Source organism: Stutzerimonas kunmingensis, assembly GCF_014764705.1.
Lineage (GTDB): Bacteria > Pseudomonadota > Gammaproteobacteria > Pseudomonadales > Pseudomonadaceae > Stutzerimonas.
Genome location: NZ_JACXXG010000009.1, coordinates 108,463 through 134,693, shown reverse-complemented (window position 1 = coordinate 134,693; position 26,231 = coordinate 108,463). Strand labels below are relative to the sequence as shown.

The following is a 26,231-nucleotide window of genomic DNA, read 5'->3' as shown; positions in this document are numbered from 1 at the left end:
CGCCGGGCGCCTCAGACTAACAATGCAACCCCTGCGTCGCTGCGCTCCGACTGCCTGTCCGAATGATCGTGGAACAGGTGTCCGGATCAGCGTGGGCTGAGTGTCCGAATGGCGTGGAATCCGCACTGTCGGCCTGGACCCTGTCGGAAGAGCAGTTTTTCTTTACCACCCTGACGCACAGTTTCGGGCTGCTTGGCATGCCATCGAAGGACCGCATCAGCAAGGCTGACCAATCCTTCGTGCTGCTCTCACCGCACTACGAAATCATGTACGGCTCCTGGTTCTTCCAGTACCAGGCTTCAATGGAGCGGTTGCGCCAGCAGATGCTCACGTCCGAAGCTGTGGCAGAGCCCGTAGCGCGCGCCCTGCGGCTCAGCCAGAACTTCGCGCAACGCCTGCGCAAGTCCAGTCCGAAGCAGAGCAACCAACAGCGCTACTTCCGCCAGATGGACATCTATTTCTCGTGGCATGCCGAGCAATTCTTGCTGGAAAGCATGACCCTCGAGGGCTACGCGGCCCTCGACGAGGAACTCAAGCAATCAGTGGCGGAGTTCCTGCACCAGGAACACAGATACCGTAAGGAGCGCGAGTACCTGAGCGACTTCCACGGCACCCCGACACGCATATGGAACCGCATGGCTCTATATCACCGGCTGCTGGAGTACCCAGTACTGCTGCGTTCGAAGGTTACGCAGTTGGGCGCCGGCACTCACAAGCTGGTCAAGGCGGCGTCGACGATGCTGATCATGTCGCTCTTCACCTACTTCCTGTTCAATGCGCGCGACGCTAGCGAGAAACTCTCGCTCACTCTTCTGCTTGTGATAGCGCTGGTCTACGCCGTCCGTGATCTGCTGCGCGACGACATGATCAACGCCATCACCCGCAGACTACGCAAAGGCAAGCCGCGCTGGAAGATTCGCCTGTTCATGCCCTACACCCTCAAGTTGCTCGCGCAGCAACGGGTCTGGCTTGACTATCGCAAGCTGGCCGATCTACCGCCCCTGGTTCGGGAACACTCCGGCAAATGGGCCACCAACGAGGAGCGGCAGATCATCTGCTATCGCGTGCTGCTGAGTCTGGACAACGCAGCATTGGAGCACGACGAGATTCGGGAGCGGCTCACACTGGATTGCGAACAGCTTTGCGCGATGATCCAGGCGAGCCACAACAAATTGTTTGTCCCGGCCGACGAAGATGATTCCGCCAGCGATGGCAGCAAAGGTTCAGTTCAAGCCCACCCCATCGAGAAGCAGCACGACTACAACCTGCTGCTGTTGCATACCAATCCCGGTGAGCATTTTCCATCGGCCCAGCGCTGGCGCCTGAGGCTCGGTACCAACGGCATCGCGCAATGCGAAAGCAAGAAGGCCCACTGGCCTGAACCACCTGAGCTACAACGCCCCGCATGGCATCGATTGAGTCGCCTGTGGCGGCGAGGATGATCAGTACCATAACCTCTGCTGGTGAACACATGAACCTCCGCCGTCTGCGCTGCAAGGCATCGTGCGTAGCCTCACGTGTTACAACAGCAGACACAAAAAAGCCCCTGTTACGGGGCTTTTAGAGATTTTCGATTCTTCTTGCAAAGCTTCGAAATCATGAGATGGTGCGGACGGAGAGACTCGAACTCTCACACCTTGCGGCGCCAGAACCTAAATCTGGTGTGTCTACCAATTTCACCACGTCCGCCAAGCAGGGCTTAAACGAAAACGCCAGGCAATGCCTGGCGCTTTCTGGAATATGGGGTGGACGAAGGGGATCGAACCCTCGACACCAGGAGCCACAATCCTGTGCTCTACCAACTGAGCTACGCCCACCATATTGCATTTGCTTGTGCCAGAGCCCGAAATGGCGCACCCGGCAGGACTCGAACCTGCGACCATCCGCTTAGAAGGCGGATGCTCTATCCAGCTGAGCTACGGGCGCTTTATCTGCATTCTGTTCGGAGCGCAGACTTGAAGCTCCGGCTATTGAAGAAGTAACCCCTCTTCGAAAGCCATCTTACCCAGCAGCAGGCTGTGCTCGACAAGCGGGGCGAATGTTATAGAGGCTCCAAACACTCGTCAACAGCAAATTCAAAAAAATTTCAGTTAGATAAAGGAGTTACAGGTGCCGGTAGCTGCTTCGCCTTTGCCACATCGCTGCGACATGCGAGAATACGCGCCCTTTCCAAGTCCTCTCCAATGGTTAACCAAGCGTCATGACCGCAAAACTGATCGACGGTAAAACGATTGCTGCCAACATTCGCCAACAGATCTCCGGTCGTGTTGCCGAACGCCGCGCCCAAGGGCTTCGCGCTCCCGGCCTCGCCGTAATTCTGGTGGGCAGCGACCCAGCCTCCCAGGTTTACGTGGCGCACAAGCGCAAGGATTGCGACGAGGTGGGCTTCAATTCCGTGGCCCATGACCTGCCGAGCGATACTCGCCAGGAAGATCTTCTTGCGCTGATCGATCAGCTCAACGACGACACCTCCATCGACGGCATCCTTGTGCAACTGCCGCTGCCAAAGCACCTCGATGCCTCGCAATTGCTCGAGCGCATCCGTCCGGACAAGGATGTGGACGGCTTCCATCCCTATAACGTCGGTCGTCTCGCGCAACGCATGCCGCTGCTACGCCCCTGCACGCCAAAGGGGATCATCACGCTGCTGGAGAGCACCGGTGTCGATCTGCACGGTCTGGATGCGGTCGTCGTGGGCGCATCCAACATTGTCGGTCGCCCGATGGCGCTGGAACTGCTCTTGGCTGGCTGCACCACCACCGTGACCCATCGCTTCACCCGCAACCTCGAAGAGCACGTTCGCCGAGCTGATCTGGTCGTGGTAGCGACCGGTATCACCGGTCTGGTGAAGGGTGAGTGGATCAAGCCTGGGGCGATCGTCATCGATGTGGGCATCAACCGCCAGGCCGACGGGCGCCTGCTGGGCGACGTTGAATTCGGACCAGCCAGCGAACGCGCCGCCTGGATCACTCCGGTTCCGGGTGGAGTAGGTCCGATGACCCGAGCCTGCCTGCTGGAAAATACACTGCACGCCGCCGAACATTTGCATCGATAACTACTGCGAGTAAAACAAGAACGGCACCTTTCGGTGCCGTTTTTGATTACGCCGTCCCTTTTATTCAGCAAGACGCCATGTCGTTCCGCCTTTGCCATCCTCCAGCACCACCCCCATCGCGGTGAGCTGGTCGCGGATACGATCGGATTCGGCCCAGTTCTTTTCAGCTCGAGCCGTGAGGCGCGCAGCGATCAACGCCTCGACCTCGGAGGCATCGACCTTGCCCGCCGCACCAGCTTGCAGGAAGGCTTCAGGCTCAAGCTGCAGCACGCCCAATACGCCCGCCAGCTCCTTGAGACGTGCAGCCAACGCCGCAGCTGCGGCCAGATCAGACTCACGCAGACGGTTCACCTCACGGATCATCTCGAACAGCACCGCGCAGGCTTCCGGCGAGTTGAAGTCGTCGTCCATCGCCACGCCGAAGCGCGCGATGAACTCGTCGCCACCGCCCGGCGTCGCCTCAGGCAGGCCCTTGAGGCCGTTGTAGAAGCGCTCCAGAGCGCCCTTGGCCTCGCGCAGGCTGTCTTCGGAGTAGTTGATTGGGCTGCGATAGTGGCTGGAAACCAGCAGATAGCGCACGACCTCAGGATGGTACTTTTCCAGCACTTCCCGAATGGTGAAGAAGTTGCCCAGGCTCTTGGACATCTTCTCGCCATCGACACGCACCGCGCCGGCGTGCATCCAGGCATTGGCGTACTGCTTGCCAGTGGCTGCTTCACTTTGGGCAATCTCGTTCTCATGGTGCGGGAACACCAGGTCCGGACCACCGCCATGAATGTCGAAGGTCTCGCCTAGGCAGCAGGTCGACATCACCGAGCATTCGATATGCCAGCCCGGACGACCGGCACCCCAAGGAGAATCCCAGCTCGGTTCACCTGGCTTGGCGCCCTTCCACAGCACGAAATCCAGTGGATCTTCCTTGGCCTCATCAACCTCGATGCGCGCGCCGATCTTCAGGTCCTCGATCTTGCGCCGCGACAGCTTGCCGTAACCGACGAACTTGCCGACCCGGTAATAGACATCACCATTGCCCGGCGCATAAGCGAAGCCCTTGTCGATGAGCGTCTGGATCATCGTGTGCATGCCGGCGATATGGTCAGTCGCACGCGGCTCGATATCCGGACGCAGTACGTTGAGGCGGGTCTCGTCATCGTGCATGGCGGCGATCATTCTCTCGACCAGCGCCTGGAACGGCTCGCCGTTCTCGCTGGCACGGCGGATGATCTTGTCGTCGATGTCGGTGATGTTACGCACGTAGGTCACGTCGTAGCCGCGGTGGCGCAGCCAACGGGTGACCACGTCGAACGCGACCATCACCCGTGCATGACCGATGTGGCAGAAGTCATAGACCGTCATGCCACAGACGTACATACGCACCTTGTTGCCTTCCAGCGGGCGGAACGCTTCCTTGGTCTTGGTCAGCGTGTTGTAGATCGACAGCGCCATCATTGACCCCAGGAGTCACGCAGCGTGACGGTGCGGTTGAACACGGGAGCGCCCGGCTTGCTGTCCTTCATGTCGGCGCAGAAATAGCCTTCGCGCTCAAACTGGAACCGCTCTTCAGGTTCGGCACTGGCCAGCGACGGCTCGGCACGGCACCCCTTGAGCACAACCAGCGACTCCAGATTGATGTTGTCGAGGAAGCTACCGCCCTCCTCGTCCTTTTCCGGATTGGCCGAGCGGAACAGGCGATCGTACAGACGCACCTCGCACTCGACGCTCTCGGCGGCCGGCACCCAGTGGATGACGCCCTTGACCTTGCGCCCCTCCGGATTCTTGCCGAGGGTGTTCTCGTCATAGGAACAGCGCAGCTCGATGATATTTCCCTGATCATCCTTCACGGCTTCATCGGCACGAATGACGTAGCTGCCGCGCAGGCGCACTTCGCCGCCCGGAATCAAGCGTTTGAACCCAGCCGGAGGGACTTCCTCGAAGTCGCCGGCGTCAATGTAGAGTTCCCGGCTGAATGGCAGCACCCGCACGCCCATATCCTGCTTGGGATGGCGCGGCAGCTCGAGGCTCTCGACCTGGCCTTCCGGGTAGTTGGTAATCACCACCTTGAGCGGCTTGAGCACGCACATCGCACGGGCTGCATTGGCATCAAGATCTTCGCGGATGGCGAACTCCAGCATGCCGATGTCGACGACACCACCGGCGCGATTCACACCGATCATGTCGCAGAAATTGCGGATCGACGCCGGGGTGTAGCCGCGACGACGGAAGCCAGAAAGCGTCGACATCCTCGGATCGTCCCAGCCGTTCACGTGCTTCTCATCGACCAGCTGCTTGAGCTTGCGCTTGCTGGTGATGGTGTAGTTCAGGTTGAGGCGGGCGAATTCGTACTGACGCGGCTGCGCCGGCACCGGCAAATTGGCCAGGAACCACTCGTACAGCGGGCGATGATCCTCGAATTCCAATGTACAGATCGAATGCGTGATGCCCTCGATAGCATCAGACTGACCATGGGTGAAATCGTAGCTGGGGTAGATGCACCACTTGTCGCCGGTCTGGTGATGGTGCGCATGGCGAATGCGATAGAGGATCGGGTCGCGCAGGTTCATGTTGGGCGAAGCCATGTCGATCTTCGCCCGCAGCGCACGGGCGCCATCCGGGAATTCACCGGCTTTCATGCGCGCGAAGAGATCGAGGTTTTCCTCCACCGACCGCTCGCGGAACGGACTGTTCTTGCCGGGCTCGGTCAGGCTGCCGCGATACTCACGCGCTTGCTCAGGCGTCAGATCACAGACATAGGCCTTGCCCGCCTTGATCAGATGGACAGCCCACTCGTGCAGCTGATCAAAATAGTTGGAGGCATAGCGCTCCTCGCCCGCCCACTGAAAGCCCAGCCATTCGACATCACTCTTGATGGCATCGATGTACTCCTGGTCTTCCTTAGCCGGGTTGGTGTCATCGAAGCGCAGGTTGCACTCGCCACCGAACTCCTTCGCCAGGCCGAAATTCAGGCAGATCGATTTGGCGTGGCCGATATGCAGATAGCCATTGGGCTCAGGCGGGAAGCGGGTGACGATCTTGGCGTGCTTGCCGGAGTCCAGGTCGGCCTGGACGATCGGACGGAGAAAGTTGCTAGCGGCGGGAGTCTCGGGCTTGCTCATGATGTCCTTAACGATCAGCGAGTGCGGCTCAGGGTAGGCCGACCAAATCAAAGCGCTTATCATAGCGGACCCGTCAACCCCCTGACAGAGCAATGCGCCCAAGGCGGCACTGCCATCAGCGCCCGACGGCATTCGGTACGACGACCCTTGCAGCTGCCTGTCCCGCACTTGGCCAGCCCCACGAAAACGGAATCTCTCCCCGATGATCAAACTGCACACCAACTACGGCGTCATCACCGTCAACCTGTTCGAAGACAAGGCACCGGAAACCACTGCCAACTTCAAGGAATACGTGAAGAGCGGTCACTACGACGGCACCATCTTCCACCGCGTGATCAGCAACTTCATGATCCAGGGCGGCGGTTTCGAGTCTGGCATGAAGCAGAAGCCGACTCGCGCCCCTATCAAGAACGAGGCCAACAACGGCCTGTCGAACAAGACCGGTACCCTGGCCATGGCCCGCACCATGGAGCCGCACTCTGCCTCCGCGCAGTTCTTCATCAACGTGAAGGACAACGACTTTCTCGACCACAGCGCGCCAACCGTTCAGGGCTGGGGTTACGCCGTGTTCGGCGAGGTGACCGAAGGCATGGACGTGGTCGAGAAGATCAAAGCCGTGGCGACCACCATGAAATCCGGTCACCAGGACGTTCCAGTGGAAGACGTGGTGATCGAGAAAGCGGAAATCGTCGAGTAATCGCGAGTGATCCTGCTGATCTCCGATCTGCACCTGGAAGAGGAACGCCCGGACATTACCCGGGCGTTTCTGCATTTTCTCGCCACTCGCGCGTGCCAGGCCGAAGCGCTGTACATACTCGGCGACTTTTTTGAGGTCTGGATCGGCGACGATGCCATGACACCCTTCCAGCAATCGATCGCCGACGCGCTACGCGCCCTGAGCGAACGCGGTACGCGCATTTACCTGATGCACGGCAACCGTGACTTCATGCTGGGCAAGGGCTTCTGCCGCGCGGCGGGCTGTACGCTGCTGGGCGACCCGAGTGTGGTCGAGCTCGGCGGTGAGCGCGTCCTGCTGATGCATGGCGACAGCCTGTGCACCCGCGACGAAGGCTACATGCGGCTACGGCGTTTGCTGCGCAATCCGCTCAGCCTGTTCATCTTGCGTCATCTGCCGTTGTCCACTCGCCGAAAACTCGCGCGCAAGCTGCGCAATGAAAGTCGCGCCCAGACGCGCATGAAGGCTTCGGACATCATCGATGTCACCCCGGAGCTGATCCCTCGAGTACTCGCCGAGCATGGCGTGCGGACCCTGATCCATGGCCACACCCATCGCCCCGCGACACACGAACTGGAAGTCGACGGCCGCCCGGCACGGCGCATCGTGCTCGGCGACTGGGACCAGCAAGGCTGGGCGTTACAGGTCGACGAGAGCGGCTTTCAACAGGCCCCGTTCGATCTGAACTAAGCCGCCAGCGGCACGCCGCTGTGGAAGCGAAACTCGGCGTCCGGGCTTTCGATCAGCTCGCGCTCGCGTTCACGTACCCGAATGATCGCCGCATCGACATCGGCCGCATCGCCATATTGGTACGCCAGCTTGAGATAGTCCTGAAAGTGCCGCGCTTCCGACTTGAGCAGCCCGTGATAGAACTTGCCCAGCTCCTCATCCAGATGCGGCACCAACATGGCGAAACGTTCACAGGAGCGTGCCTCGATAAAGGCACCGATCACCAGCGTATCAGTCAGCCGGTACGGCTCATGATTGCGTACGAGTTCACGCAGGCCGGCTGCATAGCGTGACGACCCAACGTTCCGCAGCTGGATCTCACGTCGGCGAACGATTGCCAGTACCTACTCGAAATGACGCAGCTCCTCACGGGCGAGGCGCGACATCTTGTTCTGCAGGTCCGGTTTGTCAACGTAGCGAAACATCAACTGGAACGCCGCACCTGCCGCCTTCTTCTCGCAGTTTCCATGATCGATGAGCATCACATCCTGATTCTGCAACGCTGCATCCACCCATGCGGCGGGTGTGGCACAACCGAGGAATTCGTTGAGATCAGGAAGCATGTCTAGCCTTGCATATTCAGGAACTTAATAAGCCGACAGTTAAATGGCACCGCCGGACACCGGACGGGCATTATTGCGAATGCCGCGCGGAGCAGCCAGCCTTGCTTGATATACATCACGGCCGGCATCGCAGGCTTGTCTATAGTTGACCAACCTGAATCTGGAAATGGAGCCGATCATGCAAGCCATTCGCTGCATCCTCGTGGTAATTGACCCGAACCAGCCGCAAGAGCTGGCACTCAAACGTGCGCGACTGATCGCAAGTGTCAGCCAGTCCCGCCTGCACCTGCTGGTGTGCGATACCAAACACGACCACGGTGCCCACCTGACTGCACTGAGCGAACAGCTGGCTAGCGAGGGCCATCAGGTGTCCACCCAGCAGGCGTGGCACGAGAGCATCCATCAGACCATCATCAACGTGCAGCAGGCCGAAGGTTGCGGGTTGGTCGTCAAGCAGCACGTGCCGGACAACCCCCTCAAGCGCGCCCTGCTCACTCCCGAGGACTGGAAGCTGCTGCGTTATTGCCCCAGTCCGGTGCTGATGGTGAAAACTGACAAGCCATGGACAGGTGGAAACATTCTCGCCGCGGTGGACGTCGGCAACGCCGATCTGGAACACCGCACGCTGCACGCGACCATCATCAATCACGGCTACGAGATCGCCAGCCTCGCCGACGGCAAGCTGCACGTCATCAGTGCGCATCCTTCAGCGATGCTTTCCGCCGCCGACCCGGCGTTCCAACTCAAGGAAACCATCGAAGCTCGGTATAGAGATGCCTGCAAGCAGTTCCAGGAAGAGTTTCAGATTCCTGACGCTCGGCTACATGTCGAGGAAGGCCCAGCCGATGCGCTGATTCCGCGCGTTTGCCACCAGCTCAAGGCAGTCGTCACAGTGATTGGCACAGTGGCAAGGACCGGATTCTCTGGCGCACTGATGGGTAACACTGCCGAGGTGGTGCTCGACACGCTGGAAAGCGATGTCCTGGTACTCAAGCCCAACGACATCATCGATCACCTCGAAGACCTGGTTCGCCACTGAGTCAGACCGCTTCGAACGAAAACGCTGGCCCGTGGGCTTCATCAGACCTTGAAGTCGATACCTTCCGCTAGAAAGCGTGGCGCGATGTAGCGCTCGTAATGAGCCTCGGAAAGCAGGAAGAACTCCTGATCGATCGCGTCGCGCAGTTCAGGCAGCGGTCGATCACGGAATTCGGGTAGCAAAGCAACGCCATAGGCTTCGAGCTGCTGAATCAGCCGCGCACCGCGCGCGATCAACTGATAGGCCCAGCAGTAGGGAGACTGCTCCACTACAAAGCGGATCTGCCGAGCCTCCAGCTGCTGGCGCAACAGCTGAGCATCGAACACTTCGAGCTTGGCCGTCATGACCTGCGCCAGGAGGATTTCCAGACGCCGCCATACCGCCCGCTTTTCCTCTTCGCCATAGGCGTTCCAGTTAACCACCTCATGATGGAATCGCTTGCACCCACGGCAGACGATATCGCCGTACACGGTCGAGCACAGACCAATGCAAGGGGTTTTGATGCGCTGTGAGGACATGACCGAAGCAGGTTGATGGCGGGCCGAGCATCTTAGACTTTTGTCCTACCAGGGTCATCTTTGTTTAAAGCGTGGGCCCCTCTTGCGCCGCCACAAGCCCAGGCCCCGCGGGCCCGAGCGAAATCTTTTCACGCAAGCTCACGACGCCTTGGCGGCGGCCGTCGCTGGCGCTCGACTTAACTTTTGGGGCCATTTCCAGTAGTATCGGCCCGCCGTTTTTGGCGCCACATTCCATACGAAGCTGTTTTCAAAGCGTCACGAGCACAGTTGAACCGGCTGCGTGCCGGATGCGCAGATTTATCTTTACCCTGCCCATCCGGCCTCGCCCGCCCGGCGTAAAACTTTGAAAACAGCTTCCGGATGCGCGTCCCGAAACACCCAAGGGACCAATGATGAGGGTAAAAACTGTGCTTGAAGCCTATCGCAAACACGTAGAAGAGCGTGCCGCCCAGGGCGTCGTGCCCCAGCCGCTGAACGCCGAGCAAACCGCAGGCCTGGTTGAGCTGCTGAAGAATCCGCCAGCCGGCGAAGAAGAATTCCTCGTTGACCTGATCACTAACCGCGTCCCCGCTGGCGTCGACGAAGCCGCCTACGTCAAGGCCGGCTTCCTGTCCGCCCTGGCCAAAGGTGAAACCTCCTCGCCATTGCTGAGCAAGCAGCGCGCTGTCGAACTGCTGGGCACCATGCAGGGCGGCTACAACATCGCCACTCTGGTCGAGCTGCTGGATAACGCCGAACTGGCCGCCGTTGCCGCCGAGCAACTGAAGCACACCCTGCTGATGTTCGACGCTTTCCACGACGTGGCCGAAAAGGCCAAGGCCGGTAACGAGCATGCCAAGGCTGTGATGCAGTCCTGGGCCGAAGGCGAGTGGTTCACCAACCGCCCGGCAGTTGCCGAAAAAGTTTCCCTGTCCGTATTCAAGGTCACTGGCGAAACCAACACCGACGATCTGTCGCCTGCTCCAGACGCCTGGTCGCGCCCTGACATCCCACTGCACGCGCTGGCCATGCTGAAAATGGCCCGTGAAGGCATCAACCCGGACGTACCGGGCTCGGTCGGCCCAATCAAGCAGATGGAAGAACTGAAAGCCAAGGGCTTCCCAGTTGCTTATGTCGGCGACGTGGTCGGTACCGGCTCCTCGCGCAAGTCGGCTACCAACTCCGTGCTATGGTTCTTCGGTGACGACATCCCGAACGTGCCGAACAAGCGCGCTGGTGGCTTCTGCTTCGGCACAAAGATCGCCCCGATCTTCTACAACACCATGGAAGATGCCGGTGCCCTGCCGATCGAATTCGACTGCAGCAACCTGGCCATGGGCGACGTGATCGACGTCTACCCATACGCTGGCAAGGTTTGCAAGCACGGCACCGATGAAGTCGTCACCACTTTCGAACTGAAGACCGACGTCCTGCTGGACGAAGTCCGTGCTGGCGGTCGTATTCCGCTGATCATCGGCCGCGGCCTGACCGAGAAGGCCCGCGCCGAGCTGGGTCTGGCACCGTCCACCCTGTTCAAGAAGCCGGAAGCGCCGACTGACAGTGGCAAAGGTTTCACCCTCGCGCAGAAGATGGTCGGTCGCGCCTGCGGCTTGCCGGAAGGCAAGGGCGTTCGTCCAGGCACCTACTGCGAACCGAAGATGACCACCGTCGGCTCCCAGGACACCACTGGCCCGATGACTCGCGACGAGCTGAAAGACCTGGCTTGCCTGGGCTTCTCCGCCGATCTGGTCATGCAGTCGTTCTGCCACACAGCTGCCTATCCAAAGCCGATCGACGTCAACACCCACCACACCCTGCCGGACTTCATCATGAACCGCAGCGGCGTGTCCCTGCGTCCGGGCGACGGCATCATCCACAGCTGGCTGAACCGCATGCTGCTGCCGGATACCGTTGGTACCGGTGGTGACTCGCACACCCGCTTCCCAATCGGCATCTCCTTCCCCGCCGGTTCCGGCCTGGTCGCCTTCGCCGCCGCCACTGGCGTCATGCCGCTGGACATGCCGGAATCCGTACTGGTTCGCTTCAAGGGTCAGATGCAGCCCGGCATCACCCTGCGTGACCTGGTTCATGCCATCCCCTACTACGCCATTCAGCAGGGTCTGCTGACTGTCGAGAAGAAGGGCAAGAAGAACATCTTCTCCGGTCGCATTCTCGAGATCGAAGGTCTCAACCAACTGACCGTGGAGCAGGCATTCGAGCTGTCCGACGCCTCCGCCGAGCGTTCGGCTGCCGGCTGCACCATCAAGCTGCCGGAAGAGTCGATCGCCGAGTACCTGAAGTCCAACATCACCATGCTGCGCTGGATGATCAGCGAAGGTTACGGTGATGCCCGCACCCTGGAGCGCCGCGCTCAAGCGATGGAAGCGTGGGTCGCCGATCCGAAGCTGCTGGAAGCAGATAAGGACGCCGAATACGCTGCAGTGATCGAAATCGACCTGGCCGAAGTGAAAGAGCCCGTGCTCTGCGCGCCGAACGACCCGGACGATGCCCGCCTGCTGTCCACCGTTGCTGGCGAGAAGATCGACGAAGTCTTCATCGGCTCCTGCATGACCAACATCGGCCACTTCCGCGCTGCCGGCAAGCTGCTCGACAAGGTCAAGGGTGGCATTCCGACCCGTCTGTGGCTGGCTCCGCCGACCAAGATGGACGCTCATCAGCTGACCGAGGAAGGCTACTACGGCATCTACGGCAAGGCTGGCGCGCGCATGGAAATGCCGGGCTGCTCGCTGTGCATGGGTAACCAGGCTCGCGTGCAAACCGGGTCCACTGTGGTCTCTACCTCCACTCGTAACTTCCCGAATCGTCTGGGTGACGCCACTAACGTCTACCTGGCTTCGGCAGAGCTGGCGGCAGTAGCATCCATCACCGGCAAGCTACCGACCGTCGAGGAGTACATGGAATACGCGAAGAACATCGATAGCATGGCTGCCGATATCTATCGCTACCTGTCTTTCGACCAGATCGCCGAATTCCGTGACGCTGCGGAGAAGGCCAAGATCAAGGTCGTCGAAGTCTGATGACGCCGTAAGGCAATAAAAAACCCCGCCTCGGCGGGGTTTTTTATTGCCTCCATCGCCGCTGCACCCTTCCAATCGGAGCGGCGACCAACGCCTGTACAGCAATGCGCACCGGCCGCACCAGCCATCACCATGCAGCACAGCCGCAGCAAAAACACCATCGAGAAAAGGGATTGCCACTAGATAGTCTTTTCCCACAGACAAAGAAAAGCCCGGACTAGCCGGGCTTTTCTAGACGTAGCTAACTCAGATTACTGAACCTGAGCTTCCACTTCTGCTTCAACGCGACGGTTGATCTGACGACCTTCCTCAGTGGCGTTGTCGGCAACCGGACGGGACTCACCGTAACCTGTGGAGTTCACGCGGCCACCCTCAACACCGTATTCGTTGACGAGAACGTTGCGCACTGCTTCGGCACGACGCTCGGACAGACGCTGGTTGTACTGGTCAGTACCAACGGAGTCAGTGTGACCTTCAACAGTGGTGTTGGTCTGCGGGTACTGCTGCATGAAGTCAGCGAGGTTCTTGATATCGCTGTAGCTTTCTTCACGAACGCGCGACTTGTCGAAATCGAACTTGACGTCCAGTTCGACACGGACCAGCTCAGGAGCAGGCTCTGGTTCGTTGTCGACAATCGGAGCCGGAGCCGGCTCTGGAGTCGGCTCGACTGCTGCAACCTCGCGAGCACCACCACCGAAGTTCAGACCGACACCAACACCAGCCATCCACTCAGCTTCGTCTGCATCGATGTTGTACATGCCGTCGACGCTGGCCTTGGCAAAGAAGTTCTCGGTGAAGTAGTACTTCAGACCGGTACCAACATTAGCGAAGGTGCTGCTGTCACGACCGCCACGAGTCGCCTGGCCGATGCTCTGATGAGCCACACCAGCGGAGACGTACGGACGCAGACCTACGCCTGGCGCGCCGAAGTGGTAGGCAGCATCCAGCGAAGTAAGGCTGCCCTTGATGTTCTTGTGGCTGCCATCGGCGCCGACCGGATCCTTGGAGGTCAGGTCATGGTATTCGCCGTAGGACAGGCCCAGGGAAACATCATCGGTAAGGAAGTAGCTGGCGCCAGCACCATAAAGCTCGCCGTCACGCTGCACGTCACGCGAGCTATCGGTGAAATAGTGCTTACCGAACGCTTCCACCTCTACGGCGCCCTGTCCTTGGGCCAGCGCGCTGAGAGAAGTGGCGGCAACCATCGAACCGATAACGACGCCTAAGGTGTTTTTAAGTTTCATCCGTAAATCCCCATCTGGTGGTTAGAGTCAGAACAATCTAAGGAAACCGGCTGTCTGTATGCCCAAGCTGTTCGCAAGGTATAAGACAAGTTTCCAGGATTAAGTTTCAGTAGTATCGGAAAATTTTTCCCGCAGCTTATCGAGCGCACGCTTGTATCGCATCTTCGTTGCACTCAAACCCATATGCATGATGTCCGCGATTTCTTGAAACTCAAGTTCAGCAACAAAACGCAACACCAGTATCTCTCGATCGATCGGATTCACATGCACGAGCCACCGGTCGAGCCCAGTCTTCTCCTCGATTCTCGGCGCCTTCTCGTCGGATGCCTCTTCAAGCGGGTCGAGGCTGAGTGCGTCAAGCAAACGCCGCTTGCGGCGCTCCTTGCGATATTGAGTAATGCATTCATTATAAGTGATGCTATATAGCCACGTCTTGAATTTCGATTTGCCCTCGAAGTTTTTCAGCCCATATAAAACCTTGAGCATAACTTCCTGACATACATCGTCGGCGTCCCGCTCGTTCCCCAAGTAACGCGCACATACATTGAACAGTGTGCGCTGATATCGCCGCATAAGCTCTTCATATGCACGCGTTATATGAAATAGTTCGACATGAGCATGCTGCACCAGCTCTTCGTCGGTGAGCTGGCGAGGGTCGTAGCGCGATATGGACGATGGGGTTTTAGTCAAGACGCTTCGAGCCGGCAGTCGGGGGCACGGCCACCATTAAGGAAACCGGAAAAAAGGCGACGTACTTTACCAGAATCGCAAGGCTAACGGCTGCCGACGCGTTGTTCGAGCAGTACTCTGTTAGCGACAGAGGTAAGTTCGCCGTCGTCGGTCAGTAGCAATGTCTTGACCGTTCCGATTTCCTCGATCTGTCCTTCGATATCCGCCAGGCGCACGCGCTGCCCTACCTCGTAAAGCTCACGCACATAGATGCCAGCCAGTATCTGCGATACCAGCTCGCGACTGCCGAGTCCAAACGCAAGCGCAACTGCCAGGCCGACGGTGATCAGCACGATGGCGATGACATAGTTGAGGAGTTCGGTCTTGACCTCGAGCTGTCCGATCGCAACGGAGATGCTGATGATGATCACGAGCCCCTGCGCCATCCGCGCCAGGCCGTTGGCATAGTCCAGCCCGACACTCTCGGCAGCGCCACGCACCAGGCCGCTGAGCAACTGCGCCAAGAGCACGCCTGCGAGCAGAATCAGTGCCGCGCCAAAGACTTTAGGTACGTAGAGGGCCAGCATATCCAGCGTTGCCGACACTCGCTCGAGCCCCAGCGACTCAGCGGCTGAAACCAGAAAAATGAGCAGCACAAACCAGTACACGACCTTGCCGATCAGCGCGGAAACCGGAATGCGGATCCCCGCCCGCCCCAGCAGCTTGGTCAGACCGGTACCCGCCATAAGCCGGTCCAGGCCCACCTTGGCAAGCACTTTGGAAAGCAGGGTGTCGAGGAGCTTTGCAACGACGAAACCAAGCAGGACGACGACCAATGCGCCGAACAATCGGGGAATGAACGCGGCGACGGAAGCCCAAAGGGAGCTCATCGCCGACAACAGACTCTGGGTCCAGGGATCGAATTCCATGATCAATCAGCCTTATCGAACGAACAGTTAGGTGTTTCTCGGCGAGAAACCGGAGCGACATGGCCTGAGCCGCTGTTGACTGCGATCATCACGGCCTGCAGCCAGTGACCGATCAGTGCAAACAGGTCCCCGGCGCCAACCTGCCGGTTGGCCGTCTTCAACACACGGCCCAGACAAGCGTCGTCATCATGAACCGAGGGCTTGTTGAGCAGATCGCGCAGGGATTCTTCGAAGGGATCGCGCATGCAAACCTCGCTAAAGTATGTGGTCTAGACGGCTTACAGTTAGGTGGGAGTCACATTCACACCCAACGCAGGCGGCGCAGTATCCACCATTGCAACAGCGCAACGCCGCCGATGAGCAGGCAGGCAACGACGAACCCGTAGGAAAACTCGGCCCCGGGAATACCACCCACATTGATCCCCAGCAGCCCAGTCAGGAAGCTGAGCGGCAGAAAAAAGCCGGTAATTATAGCCAGCAGGTACATGGTGCGGTTCATCCGCTCGCTCAGCCTGCGATGCTCCGACTCCAACACCAGATTCACGCGCTCGCGGACCATCTCGAGTTCTTCCAGATAACGGATGAGCCGGTTACTCAGCTCGTTCCAGTATTCAGTGTCATCCTCGGCAAACCAGCTCGGTTGATTACGCGTCATCTGGCCGTAGAGCTCGCGCTGCGGCAGCAGGAAGCGCCGCAGGCTCGCGGCCTGCCGGCGCAAGGAAAGCATCGAAGCATGTTCCAGGGTGTATTGCTCATCTCCCTCGAGCCGCTCTTCCACGGCGTCAATGCGCTCGGCCAGCTGAGTGACCAGATCATCGACTCGCTCTGTCATCGCCTCTGCCAGATAGAGCAGCAGTTCAGAGGTCGATTTCGGCCCCCTACCTTCCGACAGCAATCGAATCACTACTTCGGTGGAGCGCAGCGGCCGAAGGCGAAGCGAGATGACCCGCTTTTGATCGGCAAATACGCGCACGGAAACCATGTCTTCCGGCTCGGCATCGGGGTTCAGATTAACCCCCCGCAAGAACAGCAAGAGCCCTTCCTGCGGCAGCGCCAAGACGCGCGGGCGCGTGTTCTCCTCAAGCAGTACATCACAAGCGAACCCACTGAGCCCGCTTTGCCTGCGCAACCAATCCTGCGCCTGGGGCTGGCCACGATCCCAGTGCAGCCAGATGCTCTCATTGGCCGCAAGCTGCAGCTCAGGCAGATCGCTATAGCCGATCTGGCGAGCCCCGCCGCTGCCATCGAGAACAAAGGCGTGGATCAGCCCGCGCTGTTCGCTTTCGGTTTCCCGCATCTATCCGTTCCGTCGCTGGTCATGAAAAGCCCGGCATCGCCGGGCTCAGGAATGATGGCACGCACAGCCGTTAGAGCCGGCTTTACTCCGGAATGGAAAGCGGCTCAGGCGACACGATGATGCCGTTGTTATCGGCGTATACGTATTCACCGGGACGGAACGTCACACCGCAAAACGTCACCGGAACGTTGAGATCACCGATGCCGCGCTTGTCGGTCTTCATGGGATGACTGGCCAGGGCCTGAACGCCAAGCTCGGTCTGCGCGAGAACATCGACGTCACGAACGCAACCATAGATAACCAGACCTTCCCAACCATTGCGTGCGGCTTTCTCGGCAAGCATATCACCCAGCAGCGCACGACGCAGCGAGCCGCCGCCGTCGACCACCAGCACCTTGCCCGCACCGTCGACGTCGAGCTGGTCCTTGACCAGCGAATTGTCCTCGAAACACTTGATGGTCACGATCTCGCCACCGAAGGAATCGCGACCACCGAAGTTGCTGAACAGCGGCTCGACGACCTGCACCAGGTCCGGATAGGCATCGCACAGATCAGGCGTGACGTATTGCATGGGAAACTCCTTCTGCTTGGAAATTACGGCGACATCCAGCGTACAGCCATATAGGCGCGCATATTAGCCGCTGGACGCTCTAGGCGGAACGAAATCGCTGGAATGACGATTATCAGCGCCAACGAAAACGGGGCTGACGCCCCGTTTTTTGTTACCGACTCAACCGTCAGATCTCGCGATCGGCCAGGAAGAACCAGGTATCGAGCACCGAGTCCGGATTCAGGGAGACGCTCTCGATGCCCTGTTCCATCAGCCACTTGGCCAGATCCGGGTGATCCGAAGGACCCTGACCACAGATACCGATGTACTTGCCGGCCTTGTTGCATGCCTGGATGGCGTTGGCCAACAGCTTTTTCACCGCCGGATTACGCTCATCGAACAGGTGGGCGATGATGCCGGAGTCGCGGTCCAGGCCGAGGGTCAGCTGGGTCATGTCGTTCGAGCCGATGGAGAAGCCATCGAAGAACTCCAGGAACTCATCTGCCAGCAGCGCATTGGACGGCAGCTCGCACATCATGATGACGCGCAGCCCATTCTCGCCGCGCTTGAGGCCGTACTTCGCCAGCAGATCGATGACCTGCGACGCTTCGCCCAGAGTGCGGACGAAAGGCACCATCAGCTCGACATTGGTCAGGCCCATCACGTCGCGGACTTTCTTCATCGCGCGGCATTCGAGCTCGAAGCAGTCACGGAACGAATCGCTGATATAGCGGGACGCACCGCGGAAGCCGAGCATCGGGTTCTCTTCTTCCGGCTCGTACAGCTTGCCGCCGATGAGATTGGCGTACTCGTTCGACTTGAAGTCCGACAGGCGCACGATGACCTTCTTCGGCCAGAACGCGGCGGCCAGGGTGCTTACGCCCTCGACCAGCTTCTCGACGTAGAAGTTGACGGGATCGTCGTAGCCGGCGATGCGCTTCTCCACGCTGCTCTTCACATCTGCAGGCAGACCGTCGAAGTTCAGCAGCGCCTTGGGGTGCACGCCGATCATGCGGTTGATGATGAACTCGAGGCGGGCCAGGCCGACGCCCTCGTTCGGCAGATGCGCGAAGTCGAAGGCACGGTCAGGGTTGCCGACGTTCATCATGATCTTGAACGGCAGTTCCGGCATGGCGTCGATGGAGTTCTGACGAATGTCGAAGCCCAGCTCGCCATCGAAGATCAGACCGGTGTCGCCTTCGGCGCAGGAAACGGTCACGCGCTGACCGTCCTTCAGCAACTCGGTGGCATTACCGCAACCCACGACCGCCGGAATCCCCAGCTCGCGAGCGATGATCGCCGCGTGGCAGGTGCGCCCGCCACGGTTGGTGACGATGGCGCTGGCGCGCTTCATCACCGGTTCCCAATCCGGGTCGGTCATGTCGGAAACCAGCACGTCGCCCGGCTGAACCTTGTCCATTTCGCTGACGTCGTGGATGACCTTGACCGGGCCGGCGCCGATTCGCTGACCGATGGCACGACCTTCGACCAGCACGGTGCCTTTTTCCTTCAGCAGGTAGCGCTCCATGACATTGGCGCTGCTGCGGCTCTTAACGGTTTCCGGACGTGCCTGGACGATATACAACTGGTTGTCGTCGCCATCTTTGGCCCACTCGATGTCCATCGGACGCCCGTAGTGCTTCTCGATGGTCATGGCCTGCTTGGCGAGGTTGGTCACTTCTTCGTCGGTCAGACAGAAGCGCATGCGATCGGCCTGGTCGACGTCGACCGTCTTGACCGACTTGCCGGCGCTGGCTTCGGCGCCGTACACCATCTTGATTGCCTTGCTGCCCAGGTTGCGGCGCAGGATTGCCGGGCGACCGGCTTCCAGCGTGTGCTTGTGGACATAGAATTCGTCCGGATTGACCGCGCCCTGAACGACAGTCTCACCCAGGCCGTAGGCGCCGGTGATGAACACCACACCGCGGAAGCCGGATTCGGTGTCCAAAGTGAACATGACACCTGCAGTGCCGGTTTCCGAGCGCACCATGCGCTGCACGCCGGCGGACAGGGCAACCAGCTTGTGGTCAAAGCCCTGGTGCACGCGATAGGCAATCGCACGGTCGTTGAACAGGGAAGCGAACACTTCCTTGGTTGCGCGGATCACGTTGTCCACGCCGCGTATATTGAGGAAGGTTTCCTGCTGGCCGGCGAAAGACGCATCCGGCAGGTCTTCGGCGGTGGCCGAGGAGCGTACCGCGACCGCCATGTTGTCATTGCCGCCCGACATTTCCGCGAATGCGGTGCGGATGTCGGCATCCAGTTGAGGCGGGAATTCAGCTTCCATCACCCAGCCACGAATCTGCGCGCCAGCTTTGGCGAGGGCATTGACGTCATCCACGTCCAGCGCATCGAGAAGCGCATGGATCTGCTCGTTGAGACCGCTGAGCTCCATGAAATCACGATAGGCCTGGGCCGTAGTGGCGAAACCGCCAGGCACCGAAACACCCGCGCCTGCGAGGTTGCTGATCATCTCGCCGAGGGAGGCGTTCTTGCCCCCTACACGCTCAACGTCATGATTGCCGAGCTTATCGAGGGAAACTACGTACTCTACCAAGGTGATCTCTCCACATTAGTGTTGGAAACTCAACCGGAGCCTGGCCGCACGACTGTGGCCCGACCCTGCAAAATAAGTAACAATGCCCGCCAACCGGGCTCGGCGAAGGGCCTACTATAGCTGGGAACCGTTCTCGACTTAAGGCCCAAGGCACATGAAACGAACTGCTTTCTTCATTTCTGACGGCACAGGCATCACCGCGGAAACCCTGGGCCAGAGTCTTCTGGCACAGTTCGAGAACATCACCTTCACGAAGCTGACCCGCCCATACATAGACACCGCCGAAAAAGCGCGGGCCATGGTACAGCAAATCAATAATGCCGCGGAAAAGGACGGTGGCCGGCCGATCATATTCGACACCCTGGTGAACCAGGAAATCCGTGACATTCTGGCCGAATCCAATGGCTTCATGATCGACATCTTCTCTTCCTTTCTTGCGCCGTTGGAACATGAGCTGATGTCACGTTCCTCCTACTCCGTTGGTAAATCCCACTCCATCAGCCACAACGCCAATTACATGGAGCGTATCGAGGCGGTTAACTTTGCCCTCGATAACGATGACGGCGCCCGCACTCGCTACTACGACAAGGCGGACCTCATCCTCGTCGGCGTTTCCCGCTGCGGCAAAACACCGACCTGCCTGTATATGGCGATGCAGTACGGCATCCGCGCTGCCAACTACCCCTTGACCGAGGACGACATGGAGCGTCTGCAGTTGCCGAGCGCCCTCAAGGAGTACAAGGACAAACTGTTCGGTTTGACCATTGACCCGGATCGCCTGGCCGCCATTCGCCACGAACGCAAACCCAACAGTCGTTATGCTAGCTTCGCTCAGTGCGAATTCGAAGTCCGCGAGGTGGAAAGCCTGTTCCGCCGCGAGAACATCAACTACATCAACTCGACCCATTTCTCCGTCGAAGAAATCTCTGCAAAGATCCTCGTGGAGAAAGGCGTCGAGCGTCGACTCAAATAAGTGCCGCTTCGCTAGACAACAAAAAGTCCGCTTGGTGCGGACTTTTTGCGTTTTTCAGCCGGAAGAATTCGATTTCCGGCAGTTGAAGCGCATCAGAAAGTGTCACCTGGCACACGTACCCAGCCTTCCATCAGCACGCGCGCGCTGCGGCTCATGATCGCTTTGGTAACCGTCCACTGACCGTCGATCTGCTTCGCCTCGGCACCGACCCGCAGCGTGCCGGACGGATGCCCGAAGCGCACGGCCTGGCGCGCGCTACCACCTGCGGCCAAATTGACCAACGTACCGGGCACTGCCGCCGCGGTGCCAATGGCCACCGCACAGGTGCCCATCATGGCGTGGTGCAGCTTGCCCATGGACAGCGCCCGCACGAGCAGATCGACCTCACCTGCATCGATGTTCTTGCCGGAAGACGCACGGTAGCTTTTCGGCTGGGAAACGAACGCAACCTTCGGCGTGTGCTGACGGGTCAGCGCCTCCTCCGCGGTCTTGATCAAGCCCATTCGCAGAGCACCGGCTACACGAATCGACTCCAGACGAGCCAGAGCCTCCGGATCGCCATTGATGTCCTCGCGCAGTTCTGTGCCCTGGTAGCCGATGTCCTCGGCATTGACGAACACAGTGGGAATGCCGGCGCTGATCATGGTCGCCTTGAGCGTACCGATGCCCGGGACCTCCAGCTCATCGATCAGATTGCCGGTGGGAAACATCGAACCGCCCTCCTCGCCGTCGTCGGACGGATCAAGGAATTCCAGCACGATCTCGGCAGCCGGAAAGGTCACGCCGTCCAGCTCGAAATCGCCAGTCTCCTGCACCTGGCCGTTGGCCACCGGCACGTGGGCGATGATGGTCTTACCGATGTTGGCCTGCCAGATCCGCACCACACAGGTGCCGTTCTGCGGAATGCGCTCGGCATCCACCAGGCCCGCATGCAGCGCGAACGCGCCGGCGCCGGTTGAAAGGTTGCCGCAGTTGCCGCTCCAGTCGACGAAGGGCTTGTCGATCGACACCTGACCATAGAGATACTCGACGTCATGATCAGGTCGAGTGCTCTTGGACAGGATGACGCATTTGCTGGTGCTGGACGTTGCGCCGCCCATGCCGTCGATGTGCGCTGAATAAGGGTCGGGACTACCGATCACGCGCAAGAACAGCTTGTCGCGCGCAGCGCCAGGCACCTGACAGCTTTCCGGCAGGTCTCGCAAGCGGAAGAATACGCCCTTGCTGGTGCCGCCACGCATGTAGGTCGCGGGAATTCTGATCTGGGTTTGATGAGCCATGAGTGAGTCCTGGCTGGAAGATGAATGGGTTGTAGGGTGGATCGCGCTTGACCGATCCACCGCGCGGGCTGGTGCGGTGGATGGAAAAGCGCCATCCACCCTACGAGGACGGCCGGTCACGCCTGCCCGAGGAAGTCCTTGGCGAAACGCTGCAGCACGCCGCCAGCCTGATACACGCTGACTTCGGCCGCGGTGTCGAGACGGCAGGTGACCGGGACGCGGGTTTCTTCACCGCTCTTGTGATAAATGACCAGGGTCAGATCGCAGCGCGGCGACAGCTCACCTTCGATATCGAAGGTTTCGGTGCCATCAAGGCCAAGAGTCAGGCGCGTGGTGCCTGGCTTGAACTCGACCGGCAGCACGCCCATGCCGACCAGATTGGTGCGGTGGATACGCTCAAAGCCTTCGGCGACGATCACCTCGACACCGGCCAGGCGCACGCCCTTGGCCGCCCAGTCACGCGAGCTGCCCTGGCCGTAGTCGGCACCGGCCACGATGATCAGGTTCTGCTTGCGAGTCATGTAGGTTTCGATGGCTTCCCACATGCGCATCACCTTGCCTTCCGGCTCGACGCGCGCCAGCGAACCCTTCTGCACCTTGCCGTCGACCACCGCCATCTCGTTGACCAGCTGCGGGTTGGCGAACGTCGCCCGCTGCGCGGTCAGATGGTCGCCACGGTGGGTTGCGTAGGAATTGAAGTCCTCTTCCGGCAGGCCCATCTTGGCCAGGTACTCACCGGCGGCCGAATCCAGCAGGATGGCGTTGGATGGCGACAGGTGATCGGTGGTGATGTTGTCCGGCAGGATCGCCAGCGGACGCATGCCCTTGAGCGTACGCTCGCCGGCCAGCGCGCCTTCCCAGTACGGAGGGCGGCGAATATAGGTCGACATCGGGCGCCAGTCGTACAGCGGGCTCTTGGCTTCCTCGATGGTGCCCAGATCGAACATCGGGATGTAGATCTGCTTGAACTGCTCGGGCTTCACCGAGGACGCGACAATGGCGTCGATCTCCTCGTCGGTCGGCCAGAGGTCCTTCAGGGTGATCGGGTTGCCGTTCTTGTCGGTGCCCAGCACGTCCTGCTCGATATCGAAACGCACGGTACCGGCGATGGCGTACGCGACCACCAGCGGCGGCGAGGCAAGGAAGGCCTGCTTGGCATACGGGTGGATACGGCCATCGAAGTTGCGGTTACCGGAGAGAACTGCAGTGGCGTACAGGTCGCGCTCGATGATCTCCTGCTGGATCACCGGATCCAGCGCACCGGACATGCCGTTGCAGGTGGTGCAGGCGTAGGCGACGATGCCGAAACCTAGTTTTTCCAGCTCGCTGAGCAGCCCAGCTTCTTCCAGGTACAGCTTGGCGACCTTGGAACCCGGCGCGAAGGACGTCTTCACCCAGGGCTTGCGCACCAGGCCCAACTCGTTGGCCTTTTTCGCCAGTAGGCCGGCGGCCACCACGTTGCGTGGGTTGGAGGTGTTGGTGCAGCTGGTGATGGCGGCAATGATCACCGCACCATCGGGCAACAGACCTTCGGCCTCTTCGGCGCGCGCCGCAGCCAGCTTGTCTTCGTCGGCGATGCCACGCTCGTGCAGCGCCGAGGTCGGCAGACGCTTGTGCGGGTTGGACGGGCCCGCCATGTTGCGCACCACGCTGGACAGGTCGAATTCGAGCACGCGCTCGTATTCGGCGCCTTCCAGAGCCGTCGCCCACAGGCCCGTTTCCTTGGCGTACTGTTCGACGAGCGCAACCTGCTCCGGCTCGCGACCGGTCAGCTTGAGGTAATCGATGGTCTGCTGGTCGATGTAGAACATCGAAGCGGTGGCGCCGTATTCCGGACACATGTTGGAGATGGTCGCGCGATCACCGATGGTCAGGCTGTCGGCGCCTTCGCCGAAGAACTCGACCCAGGCCCCGACCACACGTTCCTTGCGCAGGAACTCAGTCAGCGCGAGGACGATATCGGTGGCGGTGATGCCAGGCTGACGCTTGCCGGTCAGACGTACGCCGACGATGTCAGGCAGGCGCATCATTGAAGGCAGACCGAGCATCACGGTTTCGGCCTCCAGGCCGCCAACGCCGATGGCGATCACACCCAGCGCATCGACGTGCGGGGTGTGCGAGTCGGTACCGACACAGGTATCCGGGAAGGCCACACCGCCGCGGGCCTGGATCACCGGCGACATCTTCTCCAGATTGATCTGGTGCATGATGCCGTTGCCGGCCGGGATCACGTCGACGTTCTTGAACGCGGTCTTGGTCCACTCGATGAAGTGGAAGCGGTCCTCGTTGCGGCGCTCCTCGACGGCGCGGTTCTTCTCGAACGCATCGGGATCGAAGCCTGCAAATTCAACCGCCAGGGAGTGGTCGACGATCAGCTGGGTCGGAACAACCGGGTTGACCTTCGCCGGGTCGCCGCCCTGCTCCGCGATCGCATCGCGCAGACCGGCGAGGTCGACCAGCGCGGTCTGGCCGAGGATGTCGTGGCAGACCACGCGCGCCGGATACCAGGGGAAGTCCAGATCGCGCTTGCGCTCGATGATCTGCTTCAGCGAATCGGTCAGCGCTTCGGGCTCACAGCGACGCACCAGCTGTTCGGCCAGCACGCGGGAGGTATAGGGCAGCTTGTCGTAGGCGCCCGGCTGAATGGCTTCGATCGCCTCGCGGGTATCGAAGTAGTCAAGCCCAGTGCCTGGCAAAGGTTTGCGGTGTTGTGTATTCATGCCGGAAGAACCCAATTCAGTAATGTTCTGTGGGGCAAGGTGCGGGGAGCCCGACGACGAGCTCCCCGCTCCGATCAACGCTGGGCGATCGGGACAACCTTGCGCTGCTCCGGACCGATGTACTCGGCGCTCGGCCGAATGATCCGGTTGTTGCTGCGCTGTTCGAACACATGGGACGCCCAGCCGGTGACGCGCGAGCAGACGAAGATCGGCGTGAACAGCTTGGTCGGGATGCCCATGAAGTGATAGGCGGACGCATGGTAGAAGTCGGCGTTCGGGAAGAGCTTCTTCTGCTCCCACATGGTTTCGTCGACAGCCACCGAGACCGGATAAAGCACGGTGTCGCCCACTTCATCCGCGAGCTTTTCGGCCCAGACCTTGATCACCTCGTTGCGCGGGTCGGAAACGCTGTAGATCGCGTGGCCGAAGCCCATGATCTTGTCCTTGCGCTCGAGCATGCCGAGGATCGCTTCGCGGGCTTCTTCCGGACTCTTCCACTGCTCGATCATGTCCATCGCCGCTTCGTTGGCGCCGCCATGCAGCGGACCGCGCAGCGAACCGATGGCACCGGTCACGCACGAATAGAGGTCGGACAGCGTCGAAGCACAGACACGAGCGGTAAAGGTCGAGGCGTTGAACTCGTGCTCGGCGTAGAGGATCAGCGAGACGTTCATCACCTTGACGTGCAGATCGCTCGGCTTCTTGTCGTGCAGCAGAGCGAGGAAATGGCCGCCCAGGGTCTCTTCGTCGCTGGTGCAGTTGATGCGAACACCGTCGTGGGTGAAGCGATACCAGTAGCACATGATCGCCGGGAAAGCGGCCATCAGCCGCTCGGCCACGTCGCGCTGCTGGTCGAAGCTGAGCTCCGGCTCCAGCGTGCCAAGTACGGACGAACCGGTACGCATGACATCCATCGGATGAGCGCTAGCCGGGATGCGTTCCAGCACTTCCTTCAGTGCCTGCGGCAGGTCACGCATGGTCTTCAGGCGACTCTTGTAATCGGCCAGCTGCTGGGTGTTCGGCAGCTCACCGTAGAACAGCAGGTAGGCCACTTCCTCGAAATCGCACTCGGCTGCCAGGTCGCGCACGTCGTAACCACGATAGGTCAACCCGGCACCGGTCTTGCCCACGGTACACAGGGCGGTCTGTCCGGCGATCTGTCCGCGCAGGCCCGCGCCGCTCAAAACTTTTGCTTCAGCCATTGCTATCTCCTTCTTGGATTTGTTCTGGATACTGCAAATC

Annotated in this window: 19 protein-coding genes, 3 tRNA genes and 2 pseudogenes; 7 read left to right on the top strand and 17 right to left on the bottom strand. The window is 60.0% G+C overall.

The genetic code is table 11. The annotated features are described in order from the left end of the window. Window positions 1-116: 116 nt before the first annotated feature. Window positions 117-1,442 (top strand): annotated as a pseudogene (locus IEG05_RS10060) (hypothetical protein); the annotation flags it as partial. Window positions 1,443-1,604: 162 nt separating this feature from the next. On the opposite strand, the gene IEG05_RS10055 reads toward IEG05_RS10060, so the two are convergent. The 3 genes from IEG05_RS10055 to IEG05_RS10045 form a co-directional block, all read right to left on the bottom strand. Further along, window positions 1,605-1,689 (bottom strand) — tRNA-Leu (locus tag IEG05_RS10055). Window positions 1,690-1,741: 52 nt separating this feature from the next. Further along, a tRNA-His gene (locus IEG05_RS10050) sits at window positions 1,742-1,817 on the bottom strand. Between the two features lie 32 nt (window positions 1,818-1,849). Then, window positions 1,850-1,926, bottom strand: a tRNA-Arg gene (locus IEG05_RS10045). A 274-nt stretch (window positions 1,927-2,200) separates the two neighbouring features. Here IEG05_RS10045 and folD point away from each other — a divergent pair. Further along, entirely contained in the window at window positions 2,201-3,055 is an 855-nt protein-coding gene (gene folD / locus IEG05_RS10040; RefSeq protein ID WP_046619372.1) for a bifunctional methylenetetrahydrofolate dehydrogenase/methenyltetrahydrofolate cyclohydrolase FolD, read from the top strand. Window positions 3,056-3,115: 60 nt separating this feature from the next. Here the strand turns inward: folD and cysS are convergent, their stop codons facing one another. Together cysS and IEG05_RS10030 are read right to left on the bottom strand one after the other, a co-directional pair. Beyond that, window positions 3,116-4,501, bottom strand: coding sequence for a cysteine--tRNA ligase (cysS, locus tag IEG05_RS10035; RefSeq protein ID WP_046619547.1), 1,386 nt, complete (start codon window positions 4,499-4,501; stop codon window positions 3,116-3,118). Continuing rightward, window positions 4,501-6,168, bottom strand: coding sequence for a glutamine--tRNA ligase/YqeY domain fusion protein (locus IEG05_RS10030; RefSeq protein ID WP_046619552.1), 1,668 nt, complete (start codon window positions 6,166-6,168; stop codon window positions 4,501-4,503). The genes cysS and IEG05_RS10030 overlap by 1 nt, the downstream gene beginning before the upstream one ends. Before the next feature lie 202 nt (window positions 6,169-6,370). On the opposite strand from IEG05_RS10030, the gene IEG05_RS10025 reads away from it, so the two are divergent. Both IEG05_RS10025 and lpxH read left to right on the top strand, forming a co-directional pair. Beyond that, a complete protein-coding gene (locus IEG05_RS10025) occupies window positions 6,371-6,865 on the top strand; it encodes a peptidylprolyl isomerase (protein ID WP_003300175.1) in 495 nt (164 codons plus the stop codon). Window positions 6,866-6,871: 6 nt separating this feature from the next. Next, window positions 6,872-7,594, top strand: coding sequence for a UDP-2,3-diacylglucosamine diphosphatase (gene lpxH / locus IEG05_RS10020; protein ID WP_046619374.1), 723 nt, complete (start codon window positions 6,872-6,874; stop codon window positions 7,592-7,594). On the opposite strand, the pseudogene IEG05_RS10015 reads toward lpxH, so the two are convergent. Further along, a pseudogene (locus IEG05_RS10015) lies at window positions 7,591-8,196 on the bottom strand (MiaE family protein). The gene lpxH and the pseudogene IEG05_RS10015 overlap by 4 nt on opposite strands. A gap of 178 nt (window positions 8,197-8,374) precedes the next feature. On the opposite strand from IEG05_RS10015, the gene IEG05_RS10010 reads away from it, so the two are divergent. Then, window positions 8,375-9,235: a universal stress protein gene (locus IEG05_RS10010; RefSeq protein WP_046619556.1), complete on the top strand. Its 861-nt coding sequence runs from the start codon at window positions 8,375-8,377 to the stop codon at window positions 9,233-9,235. Between the two features lie 41 nt (window positions 9,236-9,276). Here IEG05_RS10010 and IEG05_RS10005 read toward each other — a convergent pair whose 3' ends face one another. After that, window positions 9,277-9,753: a DUF1289 domain-containing protein gene (locus tag IEG05_RS10005; protein WP_046619376.1), complete on the bottom strand. Its 477-nt coding sequence runs from the start codon at window positions 9,751-9,753 to the stop codon at window positions 9,277-9,279. A 407-nt stretch (window positions 9,754-10,160) separates the two neighbouring features. Between IEG05_RS10005 and acnB the strand changes: the two genes are divergently transcribed. After that, window positions 10,161-12,770, top strand: a complete 2,610-nt coding sequence (gene acnB / locus IEG05_RS10000; RefSeq protein ID WP_046619378.1) for a bifunctional aconitate hydratase 2/2-methylisocitrate dehydratase — start codon at window positions 10,161-10,163, stop codon at window positions 12,768-12,770. Window positions 12,771-13,021: 251 nt separating this feature from the next. Here the strand turns inward: acnB and IEG05_RS09995 are convergent, their stop codons facing one another. The 7 genes from IEG05_RS09995 to ppsA all read right to left on the bottom strand — a co-directional run bounded on the left by IEG05_RS09995 (window position 13,022) and on the right by ppsA (window position 20,016). Then, window positions 13,022-14,014, bottom strand: coding sequence for an OmpA family protein (locus tag IEG05_RS09995; protein WP_046619379.1), 993 nt, complete (start codon window positions 14,012-14,014; stop codon window positions 13,022-13,024). Between the two features lie 99 nt (window positions 14,015-14,113). Then, complete coding sequence (sigX, locus tag IEG05_RS09990; RefSeq protein WP_014820308.1) at window positions 14,114-14,704, bottom strand: RNA polymerase sigma factor SigX; 591 nt, start codon at window positions 14,702-14,704, stop codon at window positions 14,114-14,116. Window positions 14,705-14,787: 83 nt separating this feature from the next. After that, window positions 14,788-15,612: a mechanosensitive ion channel family protein gene (locus IEG05_RS09985; RefSeq protein WP_046619381.1), complete on the bottom strand. Its 825-nt coding sequence runs from the start codon at window positions 15,610-15,612 to the stop codon at window positions 14,788-14,790. Between the two features lie 2 nt (window positions 15,613-15,614). Further along, complete coding sequence (locus tag IEG05_RS09980) at window positions 15,615-15,857, bottom strand: hypothetical protein (protein ID WP_046619383.1); 243 nt, start codon at window positions 15,855-15,857, stop codon at window positions 15,615-15,617. A 56-nt stretch (window positions 15,858-15,913) separates the two neighbouring features. Beyond that, a complete protein-coding gene (locus tag IEG05_RS09975; protein ID WP_046619384.1) occupies window positions 15,914-16,909 on the bottom strand; it encodes a zinc transporter ZntB in 996 nt (331 codons plus the stop codon). 82 nt (window positions 16,910-16,991) lie between these two features. After that, window positions 16,992-17,480, bottom strand: a complete 489-nt coding sequence (gene rraA, locus IEG05_RS09970) for a ribonuclease E activity regulator RraA (RefSeq protein WP_046619385.1) — start codon at window positions 17,478-17,480, stop codon at window positions 16,992-16,994. A gap of 166 nt (window positions 17,481-17,646) precedes the next feature. Continuing rightward, the gene (ppsA, locus tag IEG05_RS09965; RefSeq protein WP_014820313.1) at window positions 17,647-20,016 is read right to left on the bottom strand and encodes a phosphoenolpyruvate synthase; all 2,370 of its coding nucleotides are present in this window, start codon (window positions 20,014-20,016) and stop codon (window positions 17,647-17,649) included. Window positions 20,017-20,170: 154 nt separating this feature from the next. Here ppsA and ppsR point away from each other — a divergent pair, with 154 nt between their 5' ends. Then, on the top strand, window positions 20,171-20,989 hold the full coding sequence (gene ppsR / locus IEG05_RS09960) for a posphoenolpyruvate synthetase regulatory kinase/phosphorylase PpsR (RefSeq protein ID WP_014820314.1): 819 nt from the start codon (window positions 20,171-20,173) through the stop codon (window positions 20,987-20,989). A 92-nt stretch (window positions 20,990-21,081) separates the two neighbouring features. Here ppsR and prpF read toward each other — a convergent pair whose 3' ends face one another. From prpF to prpC, 3 genes are all read right to left on the bottom strand, one after another. Next, the gene (gene prpF / locus IEG05_RS09955) at window positions 21,082-22,269 is read right to left on the bottom strand and encodes a 2-methylaconitate cis-trans isomerase PrpF (protein ID WP_046619387.1); all 1,188 of its coding nucleotides are present in this window, start codon (window positions 22,267-22,269) and stop codon (window positions 21,082-21,084) included. A gap of 116 nt (window positions 22,270-22,385) precedes the next feature. Beyond that, entirely contained in the window at window positions 22,386-24,989 is a 2,604-nt protein-coding gene (gene acnD, locus IEG05_RS09950) for a Fe/S-dependent 2-methylisocitrate dehydratase AcnD (protein WP_046619388.1), read from the bottom strand. Window positions 24,990-25,063: 74 nt separating this feature from the next. Beyond that, window positions 25,064-26,191, bottom strand: coding sequence for a bifunctional 2-methylcitrate synthase/citrate synthase (prpC, locus tag IEG05_RS09945; RefSeq protein WP_046619389.1), 1,128 nt, complete (start codon window positions 26,189-26,191; stop codon window positions 25,064-25,066). Window positions 26,192-26,231 lie beyond the last annotated feature (40 nt).

Bases quoted from the DNA above. Each gene is read 5' to 3' on its own strand.
- folD (WP_046619372.1), top strand. From the start codon at position 2,201: ATGACCGCAAAACTGATCGACGGTAAAACGATTGCTGCCAACATTCGC.
- cysS (WP_046619547.1), bottom strand. From the start codon at position 4,501: ATGGCGCTGTCGATCTACAACACGCTGACCAAGACCAAGGAAGCGTTC.
- IEG05_RS10030 (WP_046619552.1), bottom strand. From the start codon at position 6,168: ATGAGCAAGCCCGAGACTCCCGCCGCTAGCAACTTTCTCCGTCCGATC.
- IEG05_RS10025 (WP_003300175.1), top strand. From the start codon at position 6,371: ATGATCAAACTGCACACCAACTACGGCGTCATCACCGTCAACCTGTTC.
- IEG05_RS10010 (WP_046619556.1), top strand. From the start codon at position 8,375: ATGCAAGCCATTCGCTGCATCCTCGTGGTAATTGACCCGAACCAGCCG.
- IEG05_RS10005 (WP_046619376.1), bottom strand. From the start codon at position 9,753: ATGTCCTCACAGCGCATCAAAACCCCTTGCATTGGTCTGTGCTCGACC.
- IEG05_RS09995 (WP_046619379.1), bottom strand. From the start codon at position 14,014: ATGAAACTTAAAAACACCTTAGGCGTCGTTATCGGTTCGATGGTTGCC.
- IEG05_RS09985 (WP_046619381.1), bottom strand. From the start codon at position 15,612: ATGGAATTCGATCCCTGGACCCAGAGTCTGTTGTCGGCGATGAGCTCC.
- IEG05_RS09980 (WP_046619383.1), bottom strand. From the start codon at position 15,857: ATGCGCGATCCCTTCGAAGAATCCCTGCGCGATCTGCTCAACAAGCCC.
- IEG05_RS09975 (WP_046619384.1), bottom strand. From the start codon at position 16,909: ATGCGGGAAACCGAAAGCGAACAGCGCGGGCTGATCCACGCCTTTGTT.
- rraA (WP_046619385.1), bottom strand. From the start codon at position 17,480: ATGCAATACGTCACGCCTGATCTGTGCGATGCCTATCCGGACCTGGTG.
- ppsR (WP_014820314.1), top strand. From the start codon at position 20,171: ATGAAACGAACTGCTTTCTTCATTTCTGACGGCACAGGCATCACCGCG.
- prpF (WP_046619387.1), bottom strand. From the start codon at position 22,269: ATGGCTCATCAAACCCAGATCAGAATTCCCGCGACCTACATGCGTGGC.
- acnD (WP_046619388.1), bottom strand. From the start codon at position 24,989: ATGAATACACAACACCGCAAACCTTTGCCAGGCACTGGGCTTGACTAC.
- prpC (WP_046619389.1), bottom strand. From the start codon at position 26,191: ATGGCTGAAGCAAAAGTTTTGAGCGGCGCGGGCCTGCGCGGACAGATC.